The organism is Micromonospora chaiyaphumensis (assembly GCF_900091435.1).
In the GTDB taxonomy this organism is placed as follows: domain Bacteria; phylum Actinomycetota; class Actinomycetes; order Mycobacteriales; family Micromonosporaceae; genus Micromonospora; species Micromonospora chaiyaphumensis.
Genome location: NZ_FMCS01000006.1, coordinates 335,686 through 347,991, shown reverse-complemented (window position 1 = coordinate 347,991; position 12,306 = coordinate 335,686). Strand labels below are relative to the sequence as shown.

Here is a 12,306-nt window from a genome sequence, read left to right as displayed (position 1 = left end):
CGCGACGAGGATCGATGACGCCCCGAGCACCGGCGGCGGTGACAGCATGGCCCGGTAGGCACATCCACAACGGGTAAACGTGCCTACCGGGCGGTTGTCTCCGGAGGTCAGCCCACGCAGTAGTCCATCCACTGGCTGGTCGCCGCGTAGTAGAAGTGCAGACAGGCCTTCGGGCTCTGGTTCGCCGCGGCCATCGGGGTCCACCCCGTCTCGCCTGCGTAGGCGGCCAGCGTCTTCTTGTACGTCACCGAGGTGCCCTTGATCTGCGCCTCGCCGGTCGATCCCCCGGAATTCGTGTAGCGGGTCCAGTACGCCTGGCAGGTCGACGAATAGCGCAGCTCGATGTAGACGCCGTTCTTGGCCTGGCCATCTGCCTTAGTGACGCCCGTGCACCCCAAAGCGTTCGGGTCCTTGCCGTTGCACGACAGGTAACCCGAACCGCCGCCGTTTCGGCAGAGGTCGGGGTCCGTTGTGGTTGAGGCCGACGCAGCGCCCGGTGCGGCCAGGACCGCGGTCATCACGAACATCGACGCGACGGCCATCTGCCGTACGCGGGCGGAATGCTTCGCCAGGAACATGCTCAACTCCTCGGATCGGCTGACTGGGAAGGAAGCTAGAGAACCTCATCACGGTCCTCTCACCCTTCGGCCACTACGTGCGACGGCTCGGCACGACCCGCGAAGAAAGCGATGCCTTGCGTTCGGTCGTTGAGCGGAGGCCATCTCCCCAGCGCCGCATACACCTGCCCAACGCGGTGACCAGACGATGAGCGGTCGGTGAGGTTCCGGACGACGCTGCCTCCCACGGGCTGCGCCGTCCACCTCTCCTGTTTCCCGGCGCGGCCGACCTCGAGAAGGGGAAGCGGTTGAGAAATCGCACAACCAGCAGAAGATGGTTGGCGGGCGTCGGGTTCGCCACCGTCGCCCTGGCGCTGAACCCGCTGTCTGCGGGCGCTGCGGAGCGTCCAGCGGCCAAGCCGGTCGCACCACCTGCCAGCGCCACCTCCGCCGGTCCGGGCGCATCCACCGACGGGCACACGGCCACTCCCGCGCAGCGGGCGCGCATGGCTTTGGAAGCACCGTTGGCGCAGGCCGCGGTGCGGATCAGGACAGCCGCACAGGCCAAGCCCTCGGGCTTCGCCGGCGTTGCCCTCGACGACGGCAAGGTACAGGTCTACTGGAAGGGATCCGTCCCGGCTGAGATGCAGGCGGTCCTCGACCAGGAGAGCCGGAAGGTCCCGGTGCGGGTACGGACCGCTGCCTGGTCGGCCCAGGAGATGGACCGGGCCGCCGCCGCGCTGAACCGGAAGGTCCGGATCGGCGGCGAGAGCACGGTGTCGTCGATCGGTTGGTCGGTTCGGGGAACCGGCCTGCGGGCCACCCTCCACGCTCGGGCCGGGACGACGCCACGGTTGCCGGACGTCGGCGTGCCGGTGACGGTCGTCCGGGAACCGGCGCCGCGTACCGGAGCGGTGAAGCCGAGCACCGACAGCCCCCGGACGCCGGCCCGGCAGAACTGGGCCACCGCCAAGGATGGGCTGTCGGCCGCGTCGGTGACGTGGCCGGATCCGAGCCGGCAGGATGACACCACCCCGGCCTGGGCCGGCGCCCACCTCATCAATTCCAACGCGACCGGAGGGAACGGCGGCTGGCAGACGCGGCTGGCGGACAGCACGGTCGCCGATGCCGACACGAAGTGGCACTGCACCTCCGGCTTCCCGGTCCGGCACGACTCCGGGGCGGAGCTGATGGTGGTGCCGTCGAGTTGCGCCCGTCCTGCCCACGCGCTCGTCGACCCGAGCGGCGACGCGGTCAACGACACCGCCGGAACCAGCTCCGGGTGGTACGCGCCGAGCAGCGGGGTCAGCCTCGTCAAGCCGAAGGGTGGCGCCGAGCCGTTCGTCTACGACGGTGACGCATGGACCCAGAACGGTTGGCAGATTGCCGCCTGGGAATCCCCGATCGCCGGCCAACAGGTGTGCGTGTCGGGTGCGGAGCGGGGCACGCTCTGTGATGCGGAGATCGGCGACGAGGTGGGCACCCGCACCGCCTCGATCTCGAACTCGCAGGGTGGCGGGGATCAGGCTTTCGGATTGACCTCGCTGGACACGTCCTACCACAGCGGCCCGGTCCGGCCCAACAACAAGCCGTACACGCTGAAGGACGGCAGCCCCTGCTTCGGCTTCGATTTCCTCGAGGATTTCGACGCGGACTACTGCTCGCCCTACCCGCTCGGTCCGGGTGACATGGGGGCCGTCGTGTACACCATCCCGGCGAACGGCCCACAGACCGGGGTGCTGGTGAAGGGCGTGCTGGTCAACCAGCATCAGGCTCCGGATGCCAGCCCGTACGGGTACGACTTCGTGGGCATCGACAAGATCGCGGCCAGCTTCACCGGCATCACCGCCCTGACCGTCGACAACGACCAGAAGTGAGGCCGACGGAGATGACTCTGTTCAAGGGATCGCGGCGGCGTCGCTGGACGCGGCACGCCGGCCTGCTGACCGTCGGTGCCGTAGGTGTCAGTCTGCTTCAGGGCCCCGTGGCGCAGGCTCGTCCGGAGCCGCAGCCGACGGCAAGGAGCAAGGCGCCGGTGGCCGCCGTGGCGACAGCCGATCGGGACCGGGTGCTGGGCAGCACGTGGCGCGGCTCGAAGGACCGGGCGTGGACGACCGCCGGCGATGCCGAGGGCTTTCACGTGCTGGTCGCCGACGCGGCCGACGGGTACGCGTGGCGCACGGCGGCGACGTTGCGCGAGGCGGGATTCGACACCGACCGGTGGATCGGCAACGCCTGTGTCACGTCCTCCGGACGCCGCGCCGTGGTGGTGTACGCGCCGCGTGCATTCACCAACAAGGCGGAGTTGAGTGCCCGGGGTGGCTTCACGGCCGTGGTCGACCTGGAGACCGGTGCGGTGACCAAGCTGAGGATCACCACCAGCCTTGCCTACTTCAATCCGGGGTGCGGCGCGGGTGAATCGGTGGCGCTGACCCAGGAGGGGGACGAGGAGCTGCCGGGCACCCGGCTGCTGCGCCTCGACGCCGAGCGGGGCACCGTACGCCCGAAGGTCGAGGTCAACGGCCAGTTCACCTCGGCCGTGCCGAGCTCGGACGGCTTCGTGGGCGCGCTCGGCGACCGGCTGGCCGCCGTCAGCGGGAAGGGCAAGGTGCGCACCCTCGCCACCAGCAATGGGGTCCCGTTCGCGGTCCGGCCGGATCGGGACGGCGGGGTGAACTTCATGGAACTGCAGGACACGGCGATGCGGGCCCGCCGGCTGAAGGGCACCCAGGTGGCCACGCTGGCGGAGGGATCGGCGGGCACCTTCGGGCTGGAGCGCGGCACCGGCGGCCGGGTGTTCCTTACCGGGCAGCCGAAGGCGGTCAAGCCGCTGCCGACCGCGGTCACGAGGCTGGCGGTGCCGGCCTCCGCGGAAGTCTCCACAACCGGCGCCCTGGCCTTCGAGCGGGTGATGACGGCGGGCGAGACGCTTCCGGGTGCCTCCATGCCGGCGGACGTGACGGTGCCGATCGAGCTGGACGCGCGGGTGCCGAGGACCGGTCGTACGGTCGCCTTCCGGTTCACCCCGGAGCGGAATGACCGAGCGACGGACAGTCCGGCGCTCGGGTCGCCCCGGCCGACGGCCGCCGGTGCCTCGGGCGCCCGGGCGACGGCGGACGACATGTTCGAGCCGTACACCCCGCAGGATCCTGATCCGTGGTGCTCGGTGCCGCGGAACGACATGGCAACCCTCGCCTACCACCCGCGTCCCCGTCAGATCGAGTGGGCGGTGGACTACGGCATCTTCGGCGCGCTGACCCAGACCCGCCCGGCCAACTACCGAGGCTTCGGTCTGCCGGCGTACTCGCCACAGGGAATGTTCCCACCGCGGCCCCTGGCCGGCGGCGGCCACGTGGCGGCGCAGATCATGCTTGGCATCCTGGCGCAGGAGTCGAACCTGTGGCAGGCGTCGCAGACCGAGTCCGGCGAGTACGGCAACCCGCTGATCGGCAACTACTACGGCCGGCGGTACTACGACGACGACACCAGTGACGACTGGCGGATCCACTGGGACGAGGCGGACTGCGGATACGGCGTCGGGCAGGTCACCGACGGCATGCGCAAGGCCGGCAAGGAGAAGCCGGGTGAGACTGCGCGGCCGGTGAACCACCAACGGGCGATCGCCCTGGACTACGCGGCCAACATCGCCGCGTCGCTGCAGATCCTTCAGGACAAGTGGAACCAGACCTACAACGCCGGCCTGCGGATCCACAACGCGGATCCGACCCGGATCGAGAACTGGTTCTTCGCGGCCTGGGCGTACAACAGCGGGTTCTACCCGAACAAGGGTGACGGCTCGCCGTGGGGCGTCGGGTGGGGCAACAATCCGATCAACCCCCGGTACGACCCGACCCGGCACCCGTTCCTGGACGTCCGGGACCCGTTCGACCCGGAGGACAACGTGCCGGTCTTCAGCGACGCGGCGCACCCCCAGGACTGGCCCTACCAGGAGAAGGTGATCGGCTGGGCGGCACAGTCCATCGACACCGGCGACGACGGCGTCGGGTTCCGTACCGCATTCTGGATCGGCGAGCCGGTCGACGCGCGGGTGCGGCGCACCCAGGCCAAGCCGAACATCTGGGTGTTCTGCGACAGCAGCAACAACTGCGACCCCCTGCAGAAGGTCCAGCCGAACGAGCCGGGCCTGGAAACCGAGAAGCCCGGCCCGTGCCTGCACAAGAACGCCGCCGGCCAGTACGACCTGAAGTGCTGGTACCACCAGCCGGTCAGCTGGAAGGGCGACTGCGAGGAGAGTTGCGGCTTCGAGGGAATCCGCTACGACGTGCCGGACAACTACTCCGAGCCGGCGGACGGCACGCACAACCCGCCGCAGTGCACGGCGAGCCAGTTGCCGACCAACGCGATCGTCGTCGATTACATCCGTGCCGGAACGAGAATGCCGCGGTGTTCCGGGGTGGACCCCCGCAACGACGGGTCGATGCAGTTGGAGTTCAAGGCCGGCTGGCCGGGTGAGTACACCTCCAAGGTCGACTTTCACCAGCTCGACAACGGCATGGGTGGGCACCACTGGTTCACCCGCGCCCGCGGGTCGAGCAAGTTCCAGGTGATCGCCACCTGGCGCCCGCCCGTGGAGTACTCCGGGTGGACGGGGATCTACGCGTACATCCCGAAGACGGGAGCGCGGGTGCCCGACGCCGTGTACGACATCTACACGGGTGACGGCCGGATCCGTCACGTGCAGGTGGACCAGGAGTATCACCACGGCTCGTGGGTGTGGTTGGGCAACTTCCAACTTCGTTCCGGGGCGAGCGTGCAGCTGGATTCGCTCAAGCCGGCACCCTCGGAGAAGACGATCGGGTTCGACGCGGTCGCGTTCGTGCCCGGTGGAGGCTCCTGACCGGCACGACCAGGACGGGCCGCCGGAATGCTCCGGCGGCCCGTCCGTCTCCCTGGCTCAGTCCGCCAAGGTGACCACGCGGTCGGGCCGGCCGGGCTGCTGGTCGAGCGACTCTCCGCACGCCACGTCGGTCATCGTCACCCGGGGGTCGGCGGCTACCGCGCCAGCCAGCCGTACGCAGAGCCGAACATGGACCTCGGCGGCCACGTACCCTCCGCCGTTGCCGGTGCCGTCGTAGGCGACATCCACCTCGTACCGGCCGTCCGGCATCGCGCGGCGGTCGAAGACCGTCCCGTCGCGGTCCGCGGCGCCTGCGGCTTCGGCGAGCGCGTCGAGCCGCCCGGCCGTGTCGAGTTTCGCCGTGTCCGCGTCGGCGAGCACGGCGGTGGCCGTACGTCGGGCCAGTGCCGCGCGGGAACGCACCGCCTCGGTCGCCGCCTCGGTCGCCTGTCCCTCGGAGTCCACCAGGCCACAGCCGGCCAGGCAGAGCAGGGCGACGCCCGCGAGGAGGGGGAGCCTCCTCGCGGGCGTCACCCGGACGGCTCCCGTCACAGGCCCATCATATCGACGGCGACATGGTTCATGACCGATGCGTATCGATTCGATCCGTCCAGGTTCGGATGGAACGACTGCTGGGACAGGCCCCACCTGTTCCAGCTCTCGGGCAGCGAGTCCGGCATCGGACCGTTCTCGCCTGCCGTGAGGGTGACGACGATCTTGTTGAGGGCCTCCGGCTCACCGCAGACCCCGTGGCCGGCGAACGCGGTCGACGGGTCCCCGAAGTAGGTGGGGATCCCCTCGGCGCTCGCCTCCGTGGTGGCCTGCCCCATCACTGTGGCGAGCAGCAACGCCGTGTTGTTCAGCCAGGTCCGCTCCCCGTCGTTGATGTCGTTGAAGCAGAAGGTGCTCGTCTCCTCGAACAGCCTCGGATAGCCCATCAGCAGGATCTGCGCATGGGGCGCCTTCTTGTGGATCTCCCGCAGCACCGTTTTGATCGACTGCTTGACCGGCCCCTCGATGTCCTTCTTCACGGTCGCCGCGAGCGGCTCCGCATCACCCGGATAGGTGTCGGTGTCGCACTGGTAGCTGTGCAGGATGCAGAACTGGAGCACATCGGCGAAGCGCGCGTCGTTACCACCGATGGACAGGGTCACCAGGGTGGTGTTCTCGTCGAGGAAGCCCCGGTCGAGCTGAGGCAGTTCTCCCCAGTGGTAGGCGGCACGCTGCTGCCAGGCGTTCTCCGGCCACGGCTGCCCGACCGGCACGGTGTAGGCCGGAAGCAGGTTCTCCGTCTCCGCTCCAGAACAGGCGAGGAACTGGTAGTCCATGTTCGGGTCCCAGTTGTCCGCCCGGCTGCCGATGTTCGACGTGCTGTCGGACAGCACCGCCAACCGCGACCACGCGTTCCGCGACCGGTGGCAGACGTCCTGGTGGAGAACCTTGTTGTTGACGATCTCCTTGTAGTTGGTCTCGGGGTAGTAGTCGGCGCCGTCGAGGCTGGAGACGCCCTCACCCGAGGAGTACGAGTCGCCGAGCGCGACGATCTGGTGTCGCGGCTTGGCGCTCAGCTTCTTGACCGCGATCGCGTCCCACGCCACGTCCTCGTCGCCCGTGCCGTCGTACGCCTCATTGGTCAACCGCACCCTCGGTGTGCCGGCGAACTTGAAGACCCCGAGGGATACCCACTGGTTGCGCTGTACCCGCTGCAGGATCACGCGTTTTCTGTCGGCACTGAATCCGGTGCCGAGGTCGATCTCGTACGCGGCCTGCCGGGTGTGCGCGCCGTGGTCCGGCACGTGCACCATCACGCGGGCCCAGCCGTTGACCGCCTGGTTCAAGGTCCAGGTGCCCGTGACCTTCATCTTCCCGCCCAGGTCACCCGGCTTCCAGGTGTGGGCGAACCAGAAGTGGGCTCCGAAGCCGCCCCCGATCTGATGGAAGTCGACCTTGGACGGAAACTGGCCGGCCGAGTCGTTGGCGAAGGTCAAGCCAAAGGTTCCGGAGTTGGTCCAGCTGTTCATGCAGCCCGTGCGGACCGGTGGGGTCCCACCGGGCAGGTCGTCGATCACCAGGCTGCCGGAGGGCAGGCCGGACAGGTCACACTTCGGCGGGTAGGTGTTGGCGTCGTCCTGGTACGCGTACCCGGGATCGAACCGGAGCACCTCGTTGCCGAGCTGGCTGCCGCCCTTCCAGGTGGCCGACTGGTGGTACCAGCACACCAGGTCGTACCTGCCTGCGGCGTTCCGGTGCGCGCAGGGTCCCGCGGGTTCGCCGACGACGTCGGGATCGTCGGGGGTGTGCAGCTCTCCGGGATGACAGTCGTTCGAGTCGTCACAGAAGAGGTTGGTCGGTGGCTTCACGTTGACCCGGTCGTCGACCGAGGTCCACCAGGCCGCCCGGAAGCCCGCCACGAACGTGTCCGGTCCCTCCAGCAGGTTCGGCGGGTGCCCGGCGAAGCCCAGCACCTTCTCCTGATAGGGCCAGTCCTGGGGGTGGGCCGCGTCGCTGTAGGTGTCCTCGAGGAAGGGCCGACGGTCCGGCTTGTACCTCGGATTGGCCGGGTTGTTGCCCCAACCGAGACCCCAGGGCTCCCCGGTGCCCAGGTTCGGGTGCAGGCCGGAGTTGTACGCCCACAGGGCGAAGAACCAGTTCTCCAGGCCAGCCGGATCGCCGTCGTTGATGATGAGGTTGGCGGCCCGCGCCTGGTTCCACTTGTCCTGCAGCACCTGGAGACCAGCAGCCACGTTCGCGGCGAAGTCGAGTGCGACCGCCCGTTGCGAGTCGTACGGCAGCAGGGTCTCACCCGGCTTCGCGTGGCCCGCGCGGCGCATCCCGTCAGTGAGCTGGGTCACGCCGTAGCCGCAGTCAGCCTTGTCCCAGTGCACGTCCCAGTCGTCGTCCGGATTCTCGTTGTAGATGTCTCGCCCGTAGTAGTTGCCGATCAGTGGGTTGCCGGTGACTCCCGGCAGGGCGTTGCGCGACGCCTGCCACATGTTCGATTCCTGAGCGACGATCCCGAGCATCACCTGGGCGGGCACCCGCCCGCCACCGAGCAGGTCGTGCGGTTCGAAGAGTCCCTGCGGGGTGTAGGCCGGCATGCCGAGGTTCTTCCAGTTGGCCGGCCGCTGGACGTACAACGATTTGGTGATGGCCTGGTCGATGGCCCACTCCACCTGGCGCGGCTTGGGCTGCAGCGCCTGGCTGCGGGGATCGTTACGGGGTACCGAGCACCAACGCTCGTCCTCGAGCGGATCCGTCGCCGAGCCGCCCGATGTCGTGGCGGAATCGGTTGACCGTTGCGCGCCGCCGGACGTGGGACCGGGCTGCGGACCCGCTGACGGGTCGAGTCCCGTGGAGCGCGGGACCACCTTGAAGCTGACGTCGCGGCCCGTGCCGGTGACCCGCGCCCGGATGGCGACCCGGTTGAGGTCGGTGGCGGCCGGCGGCGCCGAGCCCTGCTCGGTGCGCTGCACCTCGGTCAGTGCCAGTTGCCCCTCCGAGGACACCTCCGCCGCAGCCGGTACGTCGAGCCGTCCGATCCCGGCCGGCAACGGGCGCAGCTCGATCGGCCGTCCGGTGATGAAGAGGCGACGGTGTGCACCGGCTTCGATCGACACCTCGCCGAGACGCCCCGTGGCCAGGGTTCGGACGTTCGCCCCCGGTCGCGGCTCGGTGTATCCGACTCGCGCGCGTCCGTCCGGACGGTCGACGAAGGCGACGTTGCCCTGCTGGTCGGCGGCGAGTTGGAAGGGGGTGCCGGCGGTGCGGACGAGTGGGAGCAGCCGACCGCCCTTCTCGACCCGCACCAGCCGGGAACCGCCGGCGGCCACGACGCCCGCCGGAGTGGGCACGGCCGAGGTGAGCTCGGCTTCGACGACGGTGGACCGCGAGAGCTTCCCGGTGGCGGCGTCGAGGGTGGTCAGCCGGGTACGCGCACGGTCTGTCAGCTTCTCCTCACGTTGACCGTTCAATTGGGTGAGCACCGCAGTCTCCCCGGCCCCGCAGCCGGGGTTGAAGTAGGCCAGCGACGTCCGGATGGGCAGCCGTGTCACGGCGCCGGTCTTCAGGTCGACCGTTGCCGTGAACCCGCCCCGGTCGAAGAGGTCCGCCTTGTTGGTGAAGGCCCGCGGTGCGTAGACGACCACGAGCCGGCGGCCGGACGCGGTCAGGCAGGCGTTCCCGATCCACTGATCCGCTTCAACGCCCGGCACCGCCAGGTCGGCCACCGTCCGCCAGGTGTAACCGTCGCGAGCGGTGGCGGTGAGCACATGGAAACCGTCGGCGTCACCCGACGTCGTCCAGGCGAGGTCGGCGGAACTACGCCATCCCTTCGGCAGTATCCGGTCCCGCTGAGCGGGTGGGACGCTGCTGGCGTTGGTCTCCTGATCGGCCCGTGGGGGTGGGCCGGGATCGGGCGTCGCGGCGCTCGCCGGGAGCCCGGGGATGATCGAGATCGTGATGGCGGCGGCCGCCGCCAACGCGGCACGTCTTCGGTCCATGGCCTTCCTACCTCTTCGGTGAGGGACGGGGACCAACGGACGATGGCGGTTCCGGCCACGGCGTCATCACCGGAGCGCGGCGTATGACGCCGTGCGGACGAGCAGCGAGGCGGGGAGCTGCGGAAGCGGTGCTCTCGGCTCATTCGGTGCCGATGAGCGATTGATGGCCCGACGATGAGAGGCGACGTCAGGCTGCCACGGTCCGTCCTACTCAAGAAGGAGAGACCGTGAAGCGACTGCTACTCATTCCCGGCCTCATGTCGGCCCTCGCTCTGAGCCTGCTGGGGCCGCCCGCCCCGGCACAGGCGGCACCGGTCCAGACCACTGCATCCGCCGAGGTCGACGCGGTGATCGCCGCTGGTGAGGGCACCAGGATCGACGCGACGACGCTGGCCACGACCGGCTGCGGAGCCTCGTGCGACGGCAAGAGCCCGTACTTCAAGATCTACTACAACGGCTCCAGCTACTACACCTGCAACGACGACGCGATCATCCCCACGTCCGGCACATACGTCTACACCGCGTCAGACGTACTGGGCAATGTCACCCTGCGGTACAGCCCGCGGTGCCGCACGGCCTGGGCGAGAACCAGCGCAGGTGACGTGCAGTTCAAGGTGGTCAGCCGCTACACCAGCGGCACCTACCGGACGACGATGACGGGAAGCTCCCCCGCCGAGTACACCGTGATGGTGAACGACGCCGGGCTGGAGGCACAGGCCTGCTACCACCCGAACGGTCCGTACGAGGGGTGGAACTGCACCCGCTGGTGGTGAAACGGCGGCGAACTCAGGCGGGCGTGCCAGCGGGCGTGCCCGCCTCGAGTTCGGGCCGTTGCCGCCGACGCGGGAGCCAGCCAACATCAGGGGCGCCGTCGAGGACACCGCCGTCGGGGTCGTCCGCGTAGGTCGCGCGCACCGGGTCCCGCTCCGGTTGCAGGATGTCCCGGATCACAAAGCCACAGAGCACCGCCACGGTGATCAGGCGCAGGCTGGCGGCCAGCACGAAGACGCCTTCGGGGAAGACCGGCCGGGTCGTGGCCGCCCCGAGCAGCTCCCCGTAGAAGGCGGCGAAGTAGCAGACCTCGGCGAACTGCCAGGCCAGGAAGGCACCCCAGCGCGGCCGGGCGAGCACCGCGAGCGGAAGCAGCCAGAGCACGAACTGCTGGGACCAGACCTTGCTGAAGATCAGGAAGGCGGCGACCACCAGGAAGGCCAACTGGGCGAGCCGGGGTCGGCGCGGGGCGAGCAGCCCCAACGCGGCCACGCCGAGGCAGGCCAGCCCGAAGAGCAGGTACGACAGCCAGTTGAGCGCGGAGATGTGCGCGTTCAGCCACTCGAAGGGCCCGAGGTCGCCCGGCGCGGAGGGGCTGATCCTGCCGTCCAGGTAACGGCCGATGTACCAGAGCGTGCCCCAGTCGATCGGCCGGGTCGTGTTCAAATCGAAGAAGCGTTCCCAGTTCTCCCGGTACGGGATCGCCACCGGCAGGTTGACCGCAATCAGGGCCACCGCGCCGGTGGCGGCGGCGGTGAGTGCGGCCCGAAGACGGCCGGCGCGCAGGGCGAGCACGAGGATCGGACCGAACAGGAAGAGCGGCCACATCTTCGCCGCTCCGGCCAGGCCGAGCAGCACGCCGGCCGTGGCGGGGTGACGGCGCGCCCAGGCCAGCAGCCCGAACGCGGCGAGCCCGACGGCGAGCAGGTCCCAGTTGACGGTGGCCGTGAGCACCAGGGCCGGTGAAAGCGCGAAGAGGGCGGCGTCCCATGGTCGTCGGCGGCGCAGGCTGAGGATGACCGCGACGGTGGCGACGGCGAGCGCGCTGAGCACCAGCGCGTTGAGGTTGTAGAACCACTGCCCCTGGTTGATGCCCGGATTGTCCACGCCGAGGGCGTGCACCGGCAGGCCGATCGCGCCCATGAAGTAGCCGGTCAACACCGGGTACTCCACGGGGTGATCGGCATAGGGGACCTTGCCCTCGTTGAGCCCTTCGGCGTAGTACAGCGCCAGCACGTCCGTGTAGCACATCCGGGTGTACTGGACGTTGTTCTGCCAGGCGCCGTCCTGGCACGGGGACTTCTGCACCCAGTGCAGAGCCAGGGTCAGGCAGACCAGGGCGAGAACGATACGGGCGGCGGTCCAGAACCGACCTTCCCTCCCGACCGGTCGGTCCAGCGCGACGGCATGATCCCCCAAGGGGCCGCCGATCAGCTCGGAAACGCCACGGATGATGCCGTCCGACCGGGACGGGTGGTCGCTGGGCGCGACGTCGCCAATGCCTGGGACCGGCTGGATGCTCATGAGGATGCATCCTGCCCCAAGCCAGGCAGGAGAACGAGTACCTTGCCCACCCTGCCACGACTGCCTGGGTACAGCAGTTGCGCCAGACACACCACCG

The 12,306-nt window shown here is 69.3% G+C and carries 7 protein-coding genes; 3 read left to right on the top strand and 4 right to left on the bottom strand.

Features of this window, described 5'->3' with window-relative positions; all coding sequences use genetic code 11:
- Positions 1-107 precede the first annotated feature (107 nt).
- The gene (locus GA0070214_RS18625) at positions 108-578 is read right to left on the bottom strand and encodes a DUF2690 domain-containing protein (protein ID WP_091265030.1); all 471 of its coding nucleotides are present in this window, start codon (positions 576-578) and stop codon (positions 108-110) included.
- Positions 579-895: 317 nt separating this feature from the next.
- On the opposite strand from GA0070214_RS18625, the gene GA0070214_RS18620 reads away from it, so the two are divergent.
- Positions 896-2,434: a chymotrypsin family serine protease gene (locus GA0070214_RS18620; RefSeq protein WP_139141876.1), complete on the top strand. Its 1,539-nt coding sequence runs from the start codon at positions 896-898 to the stop codon at positions 2,432-2,434.
- Positions 2,435-2,601: 167 nt separating this feature from the next.
- Entirely contained in the window at positions 2,602-5,415 is a 2,814-nt protein-coding gene (locus tag GA0070214_RS18615) for a golvesin C-terminal-like domain-containing protein (RefSeq protein WP_139141875.1), read from the top strand.
- 57 nt (positions 5,416-5,472) lie between these two features.
- On the opposite strand, the gene GA0070214_RS18610 is transcribed toward GA0070214_RS18615, so the two are convergent.
- Both GA0070214_RS18610 and GA0070214_RS18605 read right to left on the bottom strand, forming a co-directional pair.
- Positions 5,473-5,967: a hypothetical protein gene (locus tag GA0070214_RS18610; RefSeq protein WP_091265019.1), complete on the bottom strand. Its 495-nt coding sequence runs from the start codon at positions 5,965-5,967 to the stop codon at positions 5,473-5,475.
- Positions 5,964-9,914, bottom strand: a complete 3,951-nt coding sequence (locus tag GA0070214_RS18605; RefSeq protein ID WP_091265015.1) for an SGNH/GDSL hydrolase family protein — start codon at positions 9,912-9,914, stop codon at positions 5,964-5,966. Before GA0070214_RS18605 ends, GA0070214_RS18610 begins: the two co-directional genes overlap by 4 nt.
- A gap of 227 nt (positions 9,915-10,141) precedes the next feature.
- On the opposite strand from GA0070214_RS18605, the gene GA0070214_RS18600 reads away from it, so the two are divergent.
- Entirely contained in the window at positions 10,142-10,687 is a 546-nt protein-coding gene (locus tag GA0070214_RS18600; protein WP_091265011.1) for a DUF2690 domain-containing protein, read from the top strand.
- Between the two features lie 13 nt (positions 10,688-10,700).
- Here GA0070214_RS18600 and GA0070214_RS18595 read toward each other — a convergent pair whose 3' ends face one another.
- The gene (locus tag GA0070214_RS18595) at positions 10,701-12,209 is read right to left on the bottom strand and encodes a glycosyltransferase family 87 protein (RefSeq protein ID WP_091265008.1); all 1,509 of its coding nucleotides are present in this window, start codon (positions 12,207-12,209) and stop codon (positions 10,701-10,703) included.
- Positions 12,210-12,306 lie beyond the last annotated feature (97 nt).